Annotated in this window: 18 protein-coding genes; 8 read left to right on the top strand and 10 right to left on the bottom strand. The window is 74.0% G+C overall.

From position 1 onward, the window contains the following. Nucleotides 1-91: 91 nt before the first annotated feature. Both NI25_RS32580 and NI25_RS32575 read left to right on the top strand, forming a co-directional pair. A complete protein-coding gene (locus NI25_RS32580; protein ID WP_061445883.1) occupies nucleotides 92-589 on the top strand; it encodes a Rieske (2Fe-2S) protein in 498 nt (165 codons plus the stop codon). Then, on the top strand, nucleotides 586-1,053 hold the full coding sequence (locus NI25_RS32575; protein ID WP_061445882.1) for a pyridoxamine 5'-phosphate oxidase family protein: 468 nt from the start codon (nucleotides 586-588) through the stop codon (nucleotides 1,051-1,053). Before NI25_RS32580 ends, NI25_RS32575 begins: the two co-directional genes overlap by 4 nt. A 28-nt stretch (nucleotides 1,054-1,081) precedes the next feature. On the opposite strand, the gene NI25_RS32570 is transcribed toward NI25_RS32575, so the two are convergent. Next, nucleotides 1,082-1,993, bottom strand: a complete 912-nt coding sequence (locus NI25_RS32570) for a LysR family transcriptional regulator (RefSeq protein ID WP_061445881.1) — start codon at nucleotides 1,991-1,993, stop codon at nucleotides 1,082-1,084. A gap of 74 nt (nucleotides 1,994-2,067) precedes the next feature. Here NI25_RS32570 and NI25_RS32565 point away from each other — a divergent pair, with 74 nt between their 5' ends. Next, on the top strand, nucleotides 2,068-3,072 hold the full coding sequence (locus NI25_RS32565) for a DMT family transporter (RefSeq protein WP_061445880.1): 1,005 nt from the start codon (nucleotides 2,068-2,070) through the stop codon (nucleotides 3,070-3,072). 13 nt (nucleotides 3,073-3,085) lie between these two features. On the opposite strand, the gene NI25_RS32560 is transcribed toward NI25_RS32565, so the two are convergent. Next, on the bottom strand, nucleotides 3,086-4,423 hold the full coding sequence (locus NI25_RS32560; protein WP_061445879.1) for an aminotransferase class I/II-fold pyridoxal phosphate-dependent enzyme: 1,338 nt from the start codon (nucleotides 4,421-4,423) through the stop codon (nucleotides 3,086-3,088). Between the two features lie 35 nt (nucleotides 4,424-4,458). Between NI25_RS32560 and NI25_RS32555 the strand changes: the two genes are divergently transcribed. Beyond that, nucleotides 4,459-5,145: a pyridoxamine 5'-phosphate oxidase family protein gene (locus NI25_RS32555; RefSeq protein ID WP_061445878.1), complete on the top strand. Its 687-nt coding sequence runs from the start codon at nucleotides 4,459-4,461 to the stop codon at nucleotides 5,143-5,145. Nucleotides 5,146-5,191: 46 nt separating this feature from the next. Here the strand turns inward: NI25_RS32555 and NI25_RS32550 are convergent, their stop codons facing one another. The 3 genes from NI25_RS32550 to NI25_RS32540 form a co-directional block, all read right to left on the bottom strand. Next, entirely contained in the window at nucleotides 5,192-6,142 is a 951-nt protein-coding gene (locus NI25_RS32550; protein WP_061445877.1) for a DMT family transporter, read from the bottom strand. Nucleotides 6,143-6,329: 187 nt separating this feature from the next. Further along, a complete protein-coding gene (locus NI25_RS32545; protein WP_061445876.1) occupies nucleotides 6,330-7,334 on the bottom strand; it encodes an EamA family transporter in 1,005 nt (334 codons plus the stop codon). Nucleotides 7,335-7,797: 463 nt separating this feature from the next. Continuing rightward, nucleotides 7,798-8,337, bottom strand: coding sequence for a Clp protease N-terminal domain-containing protein (locus NI25_RS32540; RefSeq protein ID WP_061447188.1), 540 nt, complete (start codon nucleotides 8,335-8,337; stop codon nucleotides 7,798-7,800). A 199-nt stretch (nucleotides 8,338-8,536) separates the two neighbouring features. On the opposite strand from NI25_RS32540, the gene NI25_RS38955 reads away from it, so the two are divergent. After that, nucleotides 8,537-8,725, top strand: a complete 189-nt coding sequence (locus NI25_RS38955) for a hypothetical protein (protein WP_162467732.1) — start codon at nucleotides 8,537-8,539, stop codon at nucleotides 8,723-8,725. A 193-nt stretch (nucleotides 8,726-8,918) separates the two neighbouring features. Here the strand turns inward: NI25_RS38955 and NI25_RS38070 are convergent, their stop codons facing one another. From NI25_RS38070 to NI25_RS32520, 3 genes are all read right to left on the bottom strand, one after another. Further along, nucleotides 8,919-9,590, bottom strand: coding sequence for a PadR family transcriptional regulator (locus tag NI25_RS38070; RefSeq protein WP_078884918.1), 672 nt, complete (start codon nucleotides 9,588-9,590; stop codon nucleotides 8,919-8,921). A 137-nt stretch (nucleotides 9,591-9,727) separates the two neighbouring features. Next, nucleotides 9,728-10,411: an ABC transporter ATP-binding protein gene (locus NI25_RS32525; protein ID WP_061445874.1), complete on the bottom strand. Its 684-nt coding sequence runs from the start codon at nucleotides 10,409-10,411 to the stop codon at nucleotides 9,728-9,730. Beyond that, a complete protein-coding gene (locus NI25_RS32520; RefSeq protein WP_061447187.1) occupies nucleotides 10,408-11,499 on the bottom strand; it encodes an ABC transporter permease in 1,092 nt (363 codons plus the stop codon). The genes NI25_RS32525 and NI25_RS32520 overlap by 4 nt, the downstream gene beginning before the upstream one ends. A 172-nt stretch (nucleotides 11,500-11,671) precedes the next feature. Here NI25_RS32520 and NI25_RS32515 point away from each other — a divergent pair, with 172 nt between their 5' ends. The 3 genes from NI25_RS32515 to NI25_RS32505 all read left to right on the top strand — a co-directional run bounded on the left by NI25_RS32515 (nucleotide 11,672) and on the right by NI25_RS32505 (nucleotide 14,422). Then, a complete protein-coding gene (locus NI25_RS32515) occupies nucleotides 11,672-12,886 on the top strand; it encodes a sensor histidine kinase (RefSeq protein WP_061445873.1) in 1,215 nt (404 codons plus the stop codon). Beyond that, nucleotides 12,883-13,518 (top strand): response regulator, encoded by a 636-nt coding sequence (locus NI25_RS32510; RefSeq protein ID WP_061445872.1) that lies wholly within the window; start codon nucleotides 12,883-12,885, stop codon nucleotides 13,516-13,518. The genes NI25_RS32515 and NI25_RS32510 overlap by 4 nt, the downstream gene beginning before the upstream one ends. A 94-nt stretch (nucleotides 13,519-13,612) precedes the next feature. Further along, nucleotides 13,613-14,422, top strand: coding sequence for a PhzF family phenazine biosynthesis protein (locus NI25_RS32505; protein WP_061445871.1), 810 nt, complete (start codon nucleotides 13,613-13,615; stop codon nucleotides 14,420-14,422). Between the two features lie 24 nt (nucleotides 14,423-14,446). Here the strand turns inward: NI25_RS32505 and NI25_RS32500 are convergent, their stop codons facing one another. Both NI25_RS32500 and NI25_RS32495 read right to left on the bottom strand, forming a co-directional pair. Then, nucleotides 14,447-15,274, bottom strand: a complete 828-nt coding sequence (locus NI25_RS32500; protein ID WP_061445870.1) for a CPBP family intramembrane glutamic endopeptidase — start codon at nucleotides 15,272-15,274, stop codon at nucleotides 14,447-14,449. Nucleotides 15,275-15,355: 81 nt separating this feature from the next. Continuing rightward, nucleotides 15,356-16,873: a glutamate-cysteine ligase family protein gene (locus NI25_RS32495; RefSeq protein WP_061445869.1), complete on the bottom strand. Its 1,518-nt coding sequence runs from the start codon at nucleotides 16,871-16,873 to the stop codon at nucleotides 15,356-15,358. Nucleotides 16,874-17,408: the final 535 nt, after the last annotated feature.

Here is a 17,408-nt window from a genome sequence, read left to right as displayed (position 1 = left end):
ACAGCATCTCGGCACGGTCTGAACAGCACGTGCCACGGGGCCGTACCTCTCGGCAGATCATCACGCCCCCACCCCGGAAGGGAACCCCAGCATGACCAGCGCACCGTTTCATCCCGCAGCGGGACCGGCCCGTCGTACCGTCGTGGCGGCGGCCGGAGCGGCGGGGCTCACCGCCGTGCTGGCCGCCTGCTCGGACTCGGGCGACGACGCTTCGAGCGACACGGGCACCGCCCCCTCCGGTTCCGCCTCCCAGGAGGCCGGCAGCAGCGGCTCGGGCGGCGGCGAGAACGCGGGGGCGGGACCGGCCCTCGCGGCGACCGCCGACATCCCCGAGGGCGGCGGGAAGGTGTTCCCCGACCAGAAGGTGGTGGTCACCCAGCCCGCGGCGGGCGAGTTCAAGGCGTTCTCCGCCACCTGCACCCATCAGGGCTGCGCCGTGAAGAGCGTGGCCGACGGGGTCATCAACTGCCCCTGCCACAACAGCAACTTCTCGATCACCGACGGCAGTGTGCAGGGCGGCCCCGCGCCCAAGCCGCTGCCCGCCGTGCAGATCACGGTCAGCGGGGATTCGATCCGGCTGGCCGGATGACCGTGACGCAGCGCCGGGGGCGCCGGATCATGATGACGTCCGGCGAGCTGGAGGCTTTCCTCACCACCCAGCGCACCTGCCGGGTCGCCACCGTCTCGGCCGGCGGGGCCCCGCACGTGAGCACGCTCTGGTTCGTCTGGGACGGCGCGTCGATGTGGCTGTACTCGGTGGTGCGCAGCCGGCGCTGGGCGCACCTGCGGCGCGATCCGCGGGTGGCGATCGTCGTCGACACCGGCGAGGAGTACGACGAGTTGCGGGGCGTGGAGCTCACCGGCCGGGCGGAGTTCGTGGGCGAGGCACCGCGCATCGGCGAGCTGTGCGCGGAACTCGACCTTCCCGAGACGCTGTTCGCCCGCAAGAACTTCGGTCTGCGGGAGATGCCGCACGACGGCCGGCACGCCTGGCTGCGGCTGACACCGGAGAAGGTCGTCTCCTGGGACTTCCGCAAGCTGGCGTCTCCTTAGGCGCGCGCGCCCGGGGGCGGGGTCCGGCTCACTCCGCCTGCCCCACCTCCCGCGCCGTCGCCCGCAGCGCGTCCACCGCCGCCCGGATCGACGGGCGGCGGTCGGCGTCGGCGCGCCAGACGACGTAGACGTGCCGGCGCACCCGCTGCTTCAGCGGCACGGTGACGACCTCCGGGGGCATCGGATGGCGGCCGAGCAGCGGAGCGATGCACACGCCGAGCCCCGCGGCGACCAGCCCGAGCTGGGTGTGGGTCTCGGCGGCGCGGTGCCCGACGATCGGCTCGATCCCCTTCGAACGCAGCGTGAACATCAGCCACTCGTGGCAGAACTCGCCCTCGCCCCAGGTGATCCACTCGTCCTCGGCGAACTCGGCGAGGTCCACCTCGTCCCGGCCCGCGAGCCGGTGGCCCGCCGGCATGGCGACGTCGGCGGGGTCGTCGAGGAGGGGTGCCTTGACCAGGCCGTCGGGCAGCGGGATCGGCTTGTTGTACCAGTCGAGCACGACGGCGAGGTCCAGGTCCCCGCGCACCACGCCGCTGATGCCGCGCTCCGGCTCCAGCTCCGAGGAGCGCAGGCGCAGCGCGGGGTGCTCGGCGCGCAGGGTGGCCAGCGCGGCGGGGAAGAGTCCGCGGGCGGCCGTGGGGAACGCCGACAGCCTCAGCTCGCCCGCCACCTGTCCGCGCTGCGCCTCCAGGTCGGCCTGGGCCAGCTCGACCTGGGAGAGGATGCGGGCCGCGTGCTCGGCGAGCAGGCGGCCCGCGTCCGTGAGGCGAACGCCGCGTCCGTTCTTGGCGAGGAGCCGCTGACCGGCTTCGCGCTCCAGCTTGGCCATCTGCTGGGAGACGGCCGAGGTGGTGATGTGCAGGCCGGCGGCGGCGCCGCTGACCGAACCGTGCCGGGCGAGGGCGTCGAGGGTCCGCAGGCGCTCCAGGTTCAACATGTAAGCGATACTACGAGATACTCAGTGCGAAATCTCGATTGTGCTACGAGGACGGTTGGCTCATCGTTGGCTGCATGAGCAGCAGTGTTCCGGCCTCCTCCGCCTCCCCCGCCTCCGTTCGCTCCACACCCCGCCGCGTCGTGGACTGGCGGCTGCGCTTCGGGCTCCTCTCCCTCGTGTGGGGTTTCAGCTTCCTCTTCATGAAGGTGGGCACCGAGAGTTTCGCCCCGTTCCAGGTGACGCTCGGGCGGCTGGCGTTCGGTACGGCGGTGGTCGCGGCGGCGATGGCGGTGAAGCGGCAGCGGCTCCCGCGCGGGGCGTGGACGTGGGTGCATCTGGCGGTCGCCGGGTTCCTGCTCAACGCGCTGCCGTTCTCCCTGTTCGCCTTCTCGGAGCTGACGATCCCGTCGTCGCTCGCGGGCATCTGCAACGCGACCTCACCGCTGTGGGGCATGGCCCTGTCCCTGGTCGCGCTGTCCGAGGACCGGCCGACGCGCCGCCGGGTGGCCGGTCTCGGCATCGGCTTCCTCGGCGTCCTGACGGTGCTGGGCGTCTGGCAGGGCTTCCACGGCCTCGACGTCACGGGCACGGCGCTGGCCCTGCTGGCCTCGTTCAGCTACCCGGTCGGCTGGATCTACGTCCGCCGCACGCTGGCCGGCTCCCGCCACTCCCACCTCTCGCTGACCGGCGCCCAGCTGGGCCTGGCGACGCTGCAACTGGCCGTCGTGACACCGCTGTTCACCTCGGTGCCGACCAGCTTCCCGGTGCTCCCGCTGCTGGCGGTCGCGGCCCTCGGCGTCCTCGGCACCGGGGTGGCCTTCCTCATCCAGTACGACCTGGTCGCCGAGGTCGGCCCGACGACGGCCCAGATGGTCACGTACTTCACCCCGGTCATCGCCACGGCCGCGGGCGTCGCGCTCCTCGGCGAGTCGCTGTCCTGGTCGACACCGGTCGGCGCGGTGATCGTCCTCGCCGGCGCGGCACTGACCCAGTCCCGGCCCAGGGCCGGCCGGGGGGAGGCAGCGCCCGCACCCGCGCCCCGGGGCTCCGCGCCGGTACGGCAGGGGACGCCGGGCTGAGGAGCGGGGCCGCTCAGGCGTAGCTCCGCGGCGGCCCCGATCCCGGCCCCACCGCTGCCGCGACCGCCGCCGCCAACGGCGCGAAGTCGCCCTCTTCCAGCGTCGAGACGGTGATCCTGATGCCGGGCGGGGCGCTCACTCGGAAGCGGGCGCCGGGAGCCACCGCCCAGCCGGCGTGCAGGAGCCGGGCGACGGCGCCGGTCTCGTCCGGCACCGGGATCCACACGTTCATGCCGCTGCGCCCGTACCCGGTGACCCCGTGTTCCGCTAGGGCGCCGAGGAGCGCGTCCCGGCGTCGTCCGTACACCCCCGCGACCGCGCGGGTGTCCACCGCGCCGTCCGTCCACAGCCGGGCGACGGCCCGCTGGGTGATGCGGCTGACCCAGCCGGGGCCGAGCCGCTGCCGCCCCCGGACGCGGTCGAGCGTGACGGGGTCGCCGGTGAGCACGGCGAGCCGCAGGTCGGGGCCGCAGGCCTTGGCGGCGGAGCGGACGAAGGCCCAGGCGCCGGTCGTACCGGCGAGGGGATGCAGCGGCAGGTCGACGATGCCGTGGCCGTGGTCGTCCTCGATGAGCAGGGTGCCGGGGTGCTCGCGCAGCACGGACCGCAGGGCACGCGCGCGTGCCGCGCCCACCGCCGCGCCCGTCGGGTTCTGCGCGCGGTCCGTGACCACCAGAGCGCGGGCGCCGGCCGCGAGGATCCGGCGCACGTCCTCGGGCAGCGGCCCCTGGTCGTCGACTCCGACGGGAACTGTGCGCAGCCCGAGCGCGGGCACCAGGTCGAGGAGGCTGCCCCAGCCCGGGTCCTCGACGGCGACGGCGTCCCCGGGCTTGAGATGGGAGGCGAGTACCCGCTCCATCGCGTCCAGCGAGCCGGACGTCACCGCCACGGGCCCGTCCGGCACTCCGTCGGCGTCCAGTCCGGTCCGGGCGGCGCGGGCCAGTTCCGGATCGACGGGCTCGTGCCCGTACAGCACCGGTTCGCGGTCGCCCTGCTCCGCCGCCGCGGCGAACACCGGGCCGAGCGCGGGCAGCAGCGCCGGGTCCGGGTTGCCGTCGGAGACGTCGCGCACGCCCTCGGGCACCTCGACGCGGACGAGGTCCCGTCCGGTGGTGGCCGGCTTCGCCCGCACCCGGCTGCCCCGCCGCCCGGCCGTCTCGATGACCCCGCGCTCGCGCAGGGTGCGGTAGGCGGCGGCGACGGTGTTCGGATTCACTCCGAGCCGCTGCGCCAACTCCCGCATCGGCGGCAGGGGTTGTCCCGGCTCCAGCTCTCCCGAGCCCACCGCGCGCTCGACGCTCGCGGAAATCTCCGCTGCGCCGCGCCCTGTGATCCGATATTCTCCTAGCACAAAGCCAATTATGCACTAGTGCAATGGAGAACGCCATGCAGGGGACCACGGGGACGCCGTCGCAGCCCACCGGCACCTACCCGCCCACCGACCGCACCGTCCCCACCCGCTCCCCCGAGCGGGCCGCGTACGACAAGGAGCTGGTGCACTCGATACTCGACGAGGGTTACGTCTGCCATCTCGGCTTCGTCCGGGACGGCGCCCCGGTGGTCCTGCCGACCCTGTACGGCCGGGTGGGCGAGCGGCTCTACGTGCACGGCTCGACGGGCTCGCGACCGCTGCGGATGACGGGCGCGGCGAACCCGGGGCTGCCGGTGTGCCTGACGGTGACGCACGTGGACGCGCTGGTGCTGGCCCGCTCCGCCTTCCACCACTCGATCAACTACCGGTCGGTGGTGGTGCACGGCACGGCGTACGAGGTGACGGACCCCGAGGAGCGGCGCACGGCCCTGGACGCCCTGGTCGACCACGTCGTCCCGGGCCGCTCCCACGACTCCCGCCCGGCCAGCAAGAAGGAGCTGGCCGCCACCGCCGTGATCCGCCTCGACCTGAACGAGGTCTCCGCCAAGCTCCGCACCGGCGGGGTGAACGACGAACCGGAGGACCTCGGCCTCCCGCACTGGGCCGGTCTCGTCCCGTTGCGCAAGGGGTACGAGGCCCCGGTCGCCGATCCGGCCCTGGACCCCGCCACCGCGCTGCCGGACTATCTGCCGGCCCGCTGACCCCGCACCCGCACGGCGGGCGCGGGGCCCCTCACCGTCCCCGCCGTCAGGCCGGCGTCGGCCGTGTCCGCGCCTCCCGCGCCGCCCGGGTCTCCGCCACCGCGAGCCCGGCGACCGAGCCGAGCATCAGCAGCGTGCCGGCCAGGGTGGCCGCCGTGAGGTGCTCGCCGAGCAGCAGGACGGCGAGCGCCGCCGCGCTGACCGGCTCGAGGAGCATGATCACCGAGACGGTCGCGGACCGCACCACGGCCGCGCCGGCGAAGTAGAGCCCGTAGGCGAGGGCGGTCGGAACGGCCGCGACGTACGCGAGGAGCCACAGGAGCCGGGCCGGTTCGGCGGTGTGCGGCACCAGGCCCTCGGCCAGGGCGAGCGGCAGCAGGCACAGGCTCGTGACGGCGAACGCCCCGACGGACGTACTGGCGGCGTCCGCCCCGCCGTCCCTCCCCCAGCGGCGGGTGAGCAGCGTCATCACCGAGTATCCGGCGGCGGACAGCAGGGCGAGGAGCACGCCCGGCAGTCGTACGGTCGCGGTCCCGCCGCCGAGGACGAGCACCGCGAGCCCGGCGAGCGCACCGACGACGGCCGCGGCGCCGCCGAGCCCCAGGTGTTCGCCGAGGGTCAGGCGCGCGCCGAGGGCGATCAGCACCGGCCCCGCGCCGAGGGTGACGACCGTGGCCACGGCGAGCCCGGTGGACTGCACGGCGGCGAAGTAGGCGGTCTGGAACACGGCGAGTCCGAGACCGGTGACGACGGCCCGCAGCGCCTTGCGCCCAAAGGGCTCACGGACGGCCGGGCGCACCCGCGGGCGCAGCGGACGTGCGGCGAGCAGCAGGACGAGCCCCGCCGCGCAGCGCCAGAACGACAGGGCGACGGGGCCCATGTCGCTGGCGCGGTAGACCAGCGAGGCGGCGGCACCGGCGGTGCCCCAGGCGACACCGGCGACGATCAGATAGAGGAGGCCACGCCCGACGGGCAGGCCGGAGACGGCATTCGACACGAGTTCTCTCCGCAGACGCGCACGAGGCGCGGAAGTACGAGGCGGCCCGGAATCAACGGGACGCGGGGACTCTCGTCTGCGGGCAGCACCGTCCGGCCCGGCGACAGTGCGCCGGGCTCGTCACAGGGGCCCGCCTCAGGCGGCCGGAGGCGGGAGGACGAGTGCGTCGGAATGCATGATCGCCAGCCTATGTCGCCGTTCCGCGGCTCGACAACTCCCGCTCGGGTCCCCCGCCGGCCACCGGGGTCGCCGAGCCCTTCGACGGGGTCGAGGACTGGGCGATGAGGGCACCGGCCAGCACCACGACGCCGCCGACGATCTGCGGGGCGGAGAGGTGCTCGCCGAGCAGCACCCAGGCAAGGACGGTCGCGATGACCGCTTCGAGGCAGGCCACGACTCCGGCGACCTGCGGCGACAGCCGGCGCACGGCGACGATCCCGGTGACGTAGGCGAGCACCGTGGCGATGAGCACGATCCAGGCCAGCAGCAGGGCCGCGGCGACGGAGGTGCCGTCCATGGAGGCGGTGCCGGCGAGGACGGACCAGTCCATCGACCAGGGCCGGGCGACGACGGTGAGCACCGCCGCCCCGACGAGCAGGCCGTAGGCGATGACGCCGAGCGGGTCGGGCGCCTCGTCACCGGCGTCGCTGCCCTGGTCGGACAGGACGAAGTAGCCGACCTGGCAGCAGGCGGCGCCGAGCGCGAGCAGCAGTCCGAGGGCGTCGAAGCCCAGTCCCGACCAGACCTCGACCACGCAGGCGAGCCCGCCGACCGCCAGGACCACGCCGAGCGCGGCGGCCCGTGTGACCGGCCGCCGCTGCACGAACCGCACCCAGCCGAGGACCAGGGCGGGGGCCAGGTACTCGACGAGCAGCGCGACGCCCACGGGGATGCGGGAGATGGCGGCGAAGTAGCAGGCCTGCACACCGGCCACGGCGAGCAGGCCGTACCCGGCGACCAGTGCGGGGCGGCGGCGCAGCAGCGCGCGGTGGCGCACGGCGAGCGGCAGCATCACCAGGGCCGCGCCGGCCACCCGCAGCCAGACCACGTGGAGCGGGTCGAGTCCGGCCTCGATCAGCGGTTTGGCCGCGACTCCGGAGCCGCCGAAGGCGACGGCGGAGGCGAGTGCCAGGCCGAGTCCGGTGCCCTTGCCGCGGCTGCCGCGGGCGCTGTCAGACGTATGCACCGGCACATGATGACAGGGGTCGACATGACCGTCACCCCCAATGACACCTGTCTCACCGACTGGACGGGCGGCGCGGCACCCGTCGGGGCGCGAGCGGGTCCGCCCGGGACGGCCTGGGGGCGTCGCGGGCAGCGGCGCGGGGCCGGCTCAGGGGGCGGTCGCCGGTGGCGACACGGGACCGACCCAAGACCCCTCGCCAACAGCGACGCGGGACCGGCCCGGGGAGAGGTCGCGGGCAGCGGCGCGGGGCCCGCTCACGGGACGGTCGCCGGTGGCGACACGGGACCGACCCAAGACCCCTCGCCAACAGCGACGCGGGACCGGCCCGGGGAGAGGTCGCGGGCAGCGGCGCGGGGCCCGCTCACGGGACGGTCGCCGGTGGCGACACGGGACCGGCCCAGGACTCCCTCGCCAACAGCGACGCGGGACCGGCCCGGGGAGAGGTCGCGGGCAGCGGCGCGGGGCCCGCTCAGGGAGCCGACTCGAAGTGGCTCTCCACCCGGGCGAGCACGGCGTGCGGCTCGACGGCGGCGCGGGCCAGCACCTCGACGGCGCGCGTGCGCGGGTCGGCGACCAGGGCGGCGAGCAGGTCCGCGCCACCGGCCCGGACCGCCCCGCGCCGGACCGCACGGGCGCACGCGTCCTCCATGGCCGCCGCGGCCGGCGGGGAGAAGCCGGCGACGCCGGTCATGACGGGCACGGCGCCGGAGTCCTCGACGGCGCTCTGCCAGCGCAGGCCGTAGCCGATGCTGCGCTGCACCAGGTATCCGAGGACGCGGGCGACCCGGGCCCCGTCCCCGAGGAGCGCACGGGCCTCGGCGTCGCACTCCAGCAGCGAGTGCAGCAGATGGGCGGTGTCGATCTGCCGGTCCCCGTCCCGCACCGCCCGGCGGCGGGCACCGGAGACCGCCGAGGCCAGTTCCGCGCTGAACCGGTCGTCGAGGTCGGTGCCGTCCGGGCACCGGCCGCCTTGCTCGCCGGCCGACTGCCGGGGGATACGGGGTTGCACGCCTCCCAGCACACCAGTCCCTCCGGGCCCGGTCATCCCCGAGGGGAAGCATTTCGTCGTCCCACGGGGAGTGGACCCGCCCTGCCGGAATCTCCTCCTTGGGGATGAGATCAGGCCGTTTCGGCGGTCCGGGCGCGCGCCGTGTTGCCACACGCCCCCCGGGGCAACCCAAACGTGCCGTCGCGGGTCGGACAGGGACATGAGGAGCAGGTGCTGGCTGGTGGCGCTGCCCGCCGTGGACGGCAGGCAGTACGTGTACCGGGTGGACGCCCCGGCGGAGGCACTGCTCGCCGACCTGTTCTGGGAGGCGTGGCACTGCCACGACGAGAGCGCGTTCCCGCGCGCGTGGGACGTCTTCGACGCGGCGGTGATACGGCGGGTCGACTGAACGCACCACGGCCATTCCACCGAAAACGCCACACGACCCTTCGACCGCACACGCCGCACGATCCTTCGACCGCACACGCCGCACGGCCCTTCGACCGCACACGTCGCGTGGGCACTCCACCGCACGGGCACTCCACCGCACACGAAGGGGCCCGGCGGACGGAATCCGCAGGGCCCCTTCGTCACGTCCGGCGTCAGTCCTCGTCGGCGAGGATCAGGTACAGCTTCTTGCGGGCGTCGCCGATGACGGCGAGCGCCTTCTCCCGCTGCTCCTTGCTGCCGGTCTTCCAGACCTGGCCGAAGGCCTCCATCAGCCCGAAGCCGGCCTGGCGGATGTCGTTGAGAGCCTCCCAGTCGACGCCCCGCGAAGCCTCTTCCCAGGGTGCCTCCGGGCCTTCCTCGGCCGCGGTGCGGCCCGCCTCGGTGAGCGCGAAGAGCTTCTTGCCGCCCTCGCTCTCGCTGGCGATCAGCCCCTCGTCCTCCAGCAGTTGGAGGGTGGGGTACACCGAGCCGGGGCTGGGCTTCCACGCCCCGCCGCTGCGCTCGGCGATCTCCTGGATCATCTCGTAGCCGTGCATCGGCCGGTCCTTCAGGAGGGCCAGGATCGACGCCCGTACGTCGCCTCGCCGTGCCCTTCCCCTGGGTCCGCCGCGTCCTCGGCCGCCCCAGGGGCCCCCGTGGCCGAAGCCCGGTCCGAAGGGACCGCCGGGGCCGCCGCCGGGGCCGCCAGGCCCGAACGGGCCGAACGCCGCACGCCGGCCGTCGAAACCTCCGCGGCCGAACGCCCCGAAGGGGCCGCCCTCTCCACGGCCGGGGCCGTGCCCACCGTGTCCGCCGTGTCCGCGCTCGTATCCGTGGCTGTGCATCGCCATCACTCCATTCAGTCGTTGATCTGTCGCGATGCCTCAACGATATATCGGAACGTATCGAACGGCAAGCCCCTGCCGGACGTCTACGGCTCTCTGCAGGCGAACCCGGTGCCGCACCGCCCGCGCCCGCCGCGTCAGCGGGCCGACGCCGCCACACGCAGCCGGCCGTCGTGCACCTCGGCGATCCGGTCGACGGCCGTGAGGTGGGTGCGGTCGTGGGTGACCAGCACGGTCGCGCTCGCCCGCTGGTGGGTGAGGCGGGTGATCAGGCCGATGACGGCGGCGCCGCGTTCGTGGTCGAGGGCGCTGGTGGGTTCGTCGACCAGGAGGACGGTGGGGTCGTTCATCAGGGCGCGCGCGAGCGCGACGCGCTGACGCTGGCCGCCGGAGAGCTGGTGGGGGCGGCGGCCCGCCTGGCCGGCCAGCCCGACGGCGTCGAGGAGCTCCATCGCCCGGCCCCGGGCGGTACGGGCCTTGCGGCCGTCGATCTGCGCCATGACCTGCAACTGTTCGACGGCGGTGAGGGACGGCAGCAGGTTGGGCTGCTGGAAGACGATGCCGATCCGGTCCCGGCGCAGTGCGGTCAGTTCGCCGCGGCTGAGGCCGGTGGTGGGGATGCCGTCGACGGTGACGGTCCCGGCGTCGGGGGTGATGAGGGTGGCGGCGACGGCCAGCAGGCTCGACTTGCCGGATCCGGAGGGGCCGACCACGGCGGTCAGGCTGCCCCTGGGGACCTCCAGGCCGACCCGGTCGAGCGCCGTCAGGCGGTCCTCGCCGTCGGCGTAGGTGAGGGTGACGTCGGTCAGGTTCAGGCTCATCGGGCGCTCCCCAGGGCGGTCAGCGGGTCGACGGAGGTGATCCGGCGGATGGACAGGGCGGCTCCGAGGGCGCCGAGGAGGACCATCACGGCGGCCGGGAGGAGGACGGTGGCGGGGGTGAGCAGGAACGGCACGGCCGAGCCCGCGACGAGCGCTCCCAGGGCCGCGGCGACGCCGGTACCGATCACGGTGCCGCCGACCAGCAGGACGAGGGCCTGGCCGAGGGCGTCCTTGAGCAGGCCGGCCGTAGAGGCACCGAGCGCCTTGAGGACGGCGACGTCACCGCTGCGCTGGATCGTCCACACGGTGAAGAACGCGCCGATGACGAGGGCGGAAATGGCGAACAGGAAGCCGCGCATCAGTTGCAGGGAGCCGTTCTCCGAGGTGTACGAGCCGATCGCGGACAGGGAGTCGTCGGTGGCGACGGTCCTGGTTCCGGCCTGCTCGTCGAGGGCCGTCACGTCGGCCTCCGGGGTGGTGTTCAGGGCGATCACGGTGGCGGTGGGTCCGTCCGCGCCGCCGGCGGCGGGAGGCGCGGCCTTCCGCCACACGTCCAGGCTGGTCCAGACGACGGGGGTGTGGCTGAAGAAGGCGTCTCCCGCCACGGCGGCCACCCTCAGCCGCTGCCCGGCCAGGGCGAAGGAGTCTCCGGTCCGCACCCCGAGGTCGTCGGCGGCCGTGGCGGACAGCACCGCCGCGTGGTCGTCGATGTTCGCGCCCCCGGGGGCCAGCCGGGAGCCGGGCCGCACGCCGAAGGCGGAGACACCGCCGCTGCGGTCGCCCGCGGTGGCCTTGGTGGTGGTGATGCCCAGCGGTTCGGCGCCCTCGACACCGGGGGCCGCTGCCCACCGCCGCCACTGCCGTTCGGTGACCGTGGAGTCGGCGTACGACAGGTCGCCGCCGCCGCGGGGCGCCTGGAAGGCGATCCGGTCGGCCGGAAGTCCCGTGATCGCGGAGGTGTTCTGCCGGCCGAGTCCCGCCGTCAGTCCGGACAGCAGCCCCACCAGCAGGGTGATCAGCACGATGACGGTCCCCATCAGGGCGAAGCGCCCCTTGGCGAACTTGAGGTCTCTCCAGGCGACGAACACGGTCTGGGCCTGTCCCTTCCGGCGGTGTGAGCGGTACGGCCCCACCGTCGCCGCCGAGCCCCCTCCCGCGCGTCCGGCGCAGGACGGCACTTCGCGGGCCGGAAGGCGGAACGCGGGTTGTAACTTTCGACGGAGGCCGCCGGGCCCCCGCTTTCGTAGCCTGGGACGCACTGTGAACGCTTCCGCCCCCGTCCTGACCCCGACCACCCGCGCCCTGGCCTGGTGCCTGCACCTGCTGGTCGTCGGTCTGCTCGTCCTGGTCGCAGCCCGGGCCGTGACGGACGGCCGGTCCCACGCCGGGGCGGTCGTCGCCGTCGCGGCGGCGTGCGGCCTGGTGTACGCGGCCGGGCCGCTGTCGCCCCGCGTCCGTCTGGTCCGGCGGGCCGCCGCCTGGTGGCTGGCCGCCGTGGGCGCCGTATGGCTGGTGCTGCTGGCGCTGTCCCCCGAGGCGGTGTGGGTGGCGTTCCCTCTGTACTTCCTCCAGCTCCATCTGCTGTCGCGCCGGGCCGGGCTTGCCGCCGTGAGCCTCACCGCAGCGGCGGCCGTCGCCGGGTACGCCGCCCACACCGGCTCCTTCGGCCCGGCCATGGTGATCGGTCCCACGCTCGGCGCCGCCGTGGCCGTCGCGGTGGTGTGGGGTTACCAGGCCCTGTACCGCGAGAGCGAGCAGCGCAGGCGGCTGATCGAGGAGCTCACCGCCACCCGCGCCGACCTCGCCCGCGCCCAGCACACCGCGGGGGTGCTCGCCGAGCGCGAGCGGCTGGCCCGCGAGATCCACGACACCCTCGCCCAGGGCCTGTCCAGCATCCAGTTGCTGCTGCGCGCCGCCGAGCGCGCCCTGCCCGGGCGGCCGGACGCCGCCGCCGGACACGTCGTGGCGGCCCGGCAGGCCGCCGTGGACAACCTCGCCGAGGCCCGCCGTTTCGTCGCCGCCCTGACCCCGCCCACCCTGGAGGGCACGACCCTGGCCGGCGCCCTGGAACGCCTGTGCGCCACGACGTCGGCCCGGCACCGGCTCACCGCCCGCTTCCACCTCACCGGTGCCCCGGCCCCGCTGCCGACCGCCCACGAGGTCGCCCTCCTGCGCATCGCCCAGTCGGCCCTCGCCAACACCGTCCGCCACGCAGACGCCGGCACGGCCGAGGTCACCCTGAGCCACCTCGGCGACCAGGTCGCCCTCGACGTCGTCGACGACGGCGTCGGTTTCGATCCGGACGAGCCGCCCCCTGCCGACCCCGAGGCGGGCGGCTTCGGGCTGGCCGCCATGCGGGCCCGGCTGGACGCCCTCGGCGGCACCCTGACCATCGAGTCCGCGCCGGGCCACGGCACCGCCCTGGCCGCCCGGTTGCCCCTCACCCCGCCCACCGAACCCGAGGCCCGCCCGTGACCGACACCCCCATCCGCCTGCTCCTGGCCGACGACCACCCCGTGGTGCGGGCCGGTCTGCGCGCCGTACTGGAGACCGAGCCGGGCATCGTGGTGGTGGCCGAGGCCGCCACGGCCGAGGAGGCCGTCGCACGTGCCGCGGGCGGCGACATCGACGTCGTGCTCATGGACCTCCAGTTCGGCAAGGGCATGAACGGCGCCGAGGCCACCGCCGCCATCGCCGCCCGCACCGGGGCACCGCGCGTACTGATCGTCACGACGTACGACTCCGACGCCGACACCCTGCCCGCCATCGAAGCCGGCGCCACCGGCTACCTGCTCAAGGACGCGCCGCCCGAGGACCTGGCCGACGCCGTGCGCACCGCCGCCGCCGGGCGCACCGCCCTCGCCCCCGCCGTCGCCGACCGGCTCATGAACCGGCTGCGCACCCCGGGCACGACCCTGACCCGGCGCGAGACCGAGGTCCTGGCGCTCGTGGCCGGCGGCCTGTCCAACCAGGCCATCGGGCACCGGCTCCACCTCACCGAGGGCACCGTCAAGTCACACCTGGCCCGCATCTACGCCAAGCTCGACGTCGACTCGCGCACCGCCGCCGTCGCCACCGCGACGTCCCTCGGGCTGATCCGCCGCTGACCGGGCACGAGAGCCCCGGGCCGCCGCCGAAAACGGTCCAGCAGAGCCGGATTGGCCTTGGTACGGGGGCTCCGGACGGTCCTAGCGTCGGGGCATGCGCATCCGAATCGTCGACGCCTTCACCGACCGGCCCTTCGCCGGCAACCCCGCCGGAGTCCTGCTCCTCGACTCCTTCCCCGACGACGACCGGCTCCAGCGGGTCGCCCTCGAGGTCAACCACTCCGAGACGGCGTTCGCCCACCGGCTGCCCGCGGGCGGCGAGGCCGACTGGGCCCTGCGCTGGTTCACGCCGGCCACCGAGGTCGCGATGTGCGGCCACGCCACGCTCGCCACGGCCCACGTCCTGCACACCACCGGCGCCCACCCGGGACCGGTGCGGTTCGCGACCCGCAGCGGTGTCCTGACCGCGGCACCCCGCGAGGACGGCTCGATCACCCTGGACTTCCCGACCGCGCCGCTCACCCCGGCCGAGGCGCCGGCCGGCGTCGGCGAGGCCCTGGGCGCCGAACCGCTCACCGTCCTGGACACCGGGCCGGACATCGGCGACCTGCTGGTCGAGGTCGCCGACGAGAAGACGGTCCGCGCTCTGACGCCGGACCTCGTGGCGCTGGCCGCCCACTCCGAGCGCGGTGTCATCGCGACCGCGCTCGCGGAGGATCCCGCCCGTGGCTACGACTACGTCTCCCGCTGTTTCTTCCCCAACGTCGGCATCGACGAGGACCCGGTCACCGGCAGCGCGCACACGGCACTGGCCCCCTTCTGGTCCGGGCGTCTGGGCCGCCCGGACCTCACCGGTCTCCAGGCGTCCGCCCGCTCCGGCCGGGTGCGCACGGAACTGCGCGGCGGGCGCACCCTGCTGAGCGGGCACGCGGTGACGGTCGTCGACGGCGAGCTGCTGGCCTGACCGCGCACGGACGGGCGCCGGCGGTCACGCCGTCGGCAGCCAGTCCACCTTCCCGGCGAGCAGCCCGTAACCGACGAAGGCCCCGATGTCGAGCAACGAGTGCGCCACCACCAGCGGACCCACCCGCCCCCAGCGGCGGTAGAGGTAGACGAAGACGACGCCCATCACCATGTTGCCGACGAATCCGCCGATCCCCTGGTAGAGGTGGTACGACCCGCGCAGTACCGAACTGGCCGCCAGCGAGGCACCCGTGCCCCAGCCGAGCTGGTCGAGCCGGCGCAGCAGGTAGCCGACGACGATGACCTCCTCCAGGACGGAGTTCTGCACCGCCGAGAGGATCAGGACGGGGTACTTCCACCACACGTCGGGCAGGGCCTCGGGCACCACGGTGAGGTTGAAGCCGAGGCCGCGGGCGGCGAGGTAGAAGGCGATGCCGGTGCTGCCGATGACGGCGGCGACGGCGGCCCCCCGGCCGAGGTCCGGCCACGGGCGGCTGCGGTCGAAGCCGAGGGTGCGCAGGCTGCGCCCCTCACGCAGCAGGAAGTGCGCGACGAGGGCGACCGGGACGAGGGCCGTGGTGATCCCGAAGAGCTGCCAGGCCAGGTCGAGCCAGGGACGGCCCGGCGCCGCCGAGGCGTTGAGGGTGGCCGCCTGGTCCTTGAGCCCGCCGGGCCGGGTGACCGAGCCGATGAAGCTGATGAGGGCGGACACGCCGCTCGCGCCGAGCGAGAGCGCGAGGACGAGCAGCGTCTCGTCCCGCAGGATCCGCCGCGAGAGGCGCTCGCCGTTCCATGACCGCTCGTCGAGTCGCTTCTGAGGGAACGCATCGTCCACCGGGCCCGCCTCCGCCATGCACACCTGCCTCCAGCTGGGACGTCACAGCTTGCCCGATCAGTATGGGGCGGCGCGCGGCGGGGGCGGGCCCGGCGGCGGTCAGCTCAGCGGCACCGGCTCCGGCAGCCCCACCGGCCACAGGTGCACGGGGTCGCCCTCGCGCATCAACTCGACGTAGCGGCGGGTCGTGGCGGCCAGCGCGGCCTCCCGGGACAGGCCCGCCTCCAGCGCCCGGTGGAACGTGGCGGCCTGCCAGGAGGCGCCGTTGACCCGGCGCCGGCACCGCTCGTCGATCACGCCGAGGTAGAGGTCCCGGTCGGCGGGCTCCACACCCCAGGCGTCGAGGCCCGCCTCGGCCAGCGGCAGCAGTTCGTCGCGTACGAGGACGGCGGCGTCGACCTCGGTGGTGCCGCCGAGACGACCGCGCCGGGGCCACTCGAAGCGGGCGTCGATGCCGTGGCGGCACGCGGCCTCGAAGTTGGCGGCGGCGGCCTCGAACGGCAGCCGGGTCCACACCGGCCGGGGCTCCTCGGCGAGCGCGCGGACGACCCCGTAGTAGAAGGCCGCGTTGGCGATGACGTCGGTGACGGTGGGGCCCGCGGGCAGGACCCGGTTCTCCACGCGCAGGTGGGGGACGCCGTCGGCGATGTCGTAGACGGGGCGGTTCCAGCGGTAGACGGTGCCGTTGTGCAGGACGAGTTCGGAGAGCGAGGGCACTCCGCCCGCGTCCAGGACCTCCAGCGGGTCCTCCTCGTCGCAGATCGGCAGCAGCGCCGGGAAGTAGCGCCGGTTCTCCTCGAAGAGGTCGTACGCCGAGGTCACCCACCGCTCCCCGAACCAGGTGCGCGGCCGCACGCCCTGGGCCTGGAGTTCGGGCGGGCGGGTGTCGGTGGACTGCTGGAACAGCGGGGGCCGCGACTCCCGCCACAGTTCGCGGCCGAAGAGGAAGGGCGCGTTGGCGCCGAGGGCGATCTGCGCGGCGGTGACGGCCTGGGCCGCGTTCCACACGTCCGCGAAGCGGTCCGGGGTGACCTGGAGGTGCAGTTGCACGGACGTGCAGGCGGCCTCGGGGGCGATGGACTTCGAGGTGCAGGTCAGCCGCTCGACGCCCTCGATGTCGAGGGTGAAGTCCTCGCCGCGGGCGGCCACGATCTGTTCGTTGAGCAGCGCGTAGCGGTCGACGGCGGAGAGATTGGACGAGACCAGGTCGTCCCGGTCCAGCGTCGGCAGAATACCGATCATCGCGATTCCCGCGTCGACCTCGCCGGCCTTGCGGTCCGCATATGCCAAAGACGTGCGGATCTCCTCCGCGAGCCGGTCGAATACCCGGCCGCCCAGGCGGTGCGGAGCTATGTTGACCTCCAGGTTGAACATGGCCAGTTCGGTCTGGAAGTCGCGGCTCGCGATGCGCTCGAGGACTTGCGCATTCAACATTTTCGGCATCCCGTCGGCACCGACGAGATTCAATTCGATCTCCAGCCCCATCAGGTTCTTGGGACGGTCGAACCGCTTCTCCGCCAGAAGTCGCTCCAGGCCCGTCAGGCACCGCTGGAGCTTCTCGCGGTAGCGCTGGCGATCGGACAGGTCGAACTGACCTGCCACGACCTTCTCCCCCATGGAAGAGTCCCTTCTCGGAGCGATGTGTGGAAGATCCGGCCGCCTGTGTCCGGCCGCCGGTCAGGTGGGATGATGCCCAGCCCAAGCGATCGATAACGTCCCCTCGGCGGCCCGGCAGCCGCTACGCTGTGCCGATGTGACCGCTGGCACATTCATCGGGCATGGCACGGCGAGCAGTTTCCCGGGCCGGCAACTCGTGAAAAACGCCGACGACAATTGGCCGACCGCTCGGTGAACATTCCCCGAGGTCATCGCCTTACACCCGGATCGAAATCCGGATGTTTCCCGCAAATCGACGGCCGAGTTCAACCTTGTACGACTTACCGGAATCGGCTAGCCGAAACACAGTCTGAACACATGTCGTATAAACTCCGCGGACAGGCAGTGGACCGGCTCCCAGGGCCGAAGGATCCTGCCGTCGAGCTGATGCGCGGCAGGCCTGTCCCGCTTCTCGTTTTCCCGGACCCGGCCCCTGCCTCTTCCAGCCCTGTGAGCCGACAGTGTCGTCCGCCCCGCTCCGCCCTCGCGCCACCGT

This window comes from Streptomyces sp. CCM_MD2014 (assembly GCF_000772045.1).
Classification (GTDB): Bacteria; Actinomycetota; Actinomycetes; order Streptomycetales; family Streptomycetaceae; genus Streptomyces; species Streptomyces salinarius.
The sequence above is the reverse complement of the archived record's forward strand: the minus strand, read 5'-3'. Positions and strand labels throughout refer to the sequence as shown.

Bases quoted from the DNA above. Each gene is read 5' to 3' on its own strand.
- NI25_RS32525 (WP_061445874.1), bottom strand. From the start codon at position 10,411: ATGAGCCTGAACCTGACCGACGTCACCCTCACCTACGCCGACGGCGAG.
- NI25_RS32565 (WP_061445880.1), top strand. From the start codon at position 2,068: ATGAGCAGCAGTGTTCCGGCCTCCTCCGCCTCCCCCGCCTCCGTTCGC.
- NI25_RS38955 (WP_162467732.1), top strand. From the start codon at position 8,537: ATGAGGAGCAGGTGCTGGCTGGTGGCGCTGCCCGCCGTGGACGGCAGG.
- NI25_RS32505 (WP_061445871.1), top strand. From the start codon at position 13,613: ATGCGCATCCGAATCGTCGACGCCTTCACCGACCGGCCCTTCGCCGGC.
- NI25_RS32580 (WP_061445883.1), top strand. From the start codon at position 92: ATGACCAGCGCACCGTTTCATCCCGCAGCGGGACCGGCCCGTCGTACC.
- NI25_RS32495 (WP_061445869.1), bottom strand. From the start codon at position 16,873: ATGGGGGAGAAGGTCGTGGCAGGTCAGTTCGACCTGTCCGATCGCCAG.
- NI25_RS32570 (WP_061445881.1), bottom strand. From the start codon at position 1,993: ATGTTGAACCTGGAGCGCCTGCGGACCCTCGACGCCCTCGCCCGGCAC.
- NI25_RS32575 (WP_061445882.1), top strand. From the start codon at position 586: ATGACCGTGACGCAGCGCCGGGGGCGCCGGATCATGATGACGTCCGGC.
- NI25_RS38070 (WP_078884918.1), bottom strand. From the start codon at position 9,590: ATGCACAGCCACGGATACGAGCGCGGACACGGCGGACACGGTGGGCAC.
- NI25_RS32500 (WP_061445870.1), bottom strand. From the start codon at position 15,274: ATGGCGGAGGCGGGCCCGGTGGACGATGCGTTCCCTCAGAAGCGACTC.
- NI25_RS32555 (WP_061445878.1), top strand. From the start codon at position 4,459: ATGCAGGGGACCACGGGGACGCCGTCGCAGCCCACCGGCACCTACCCG.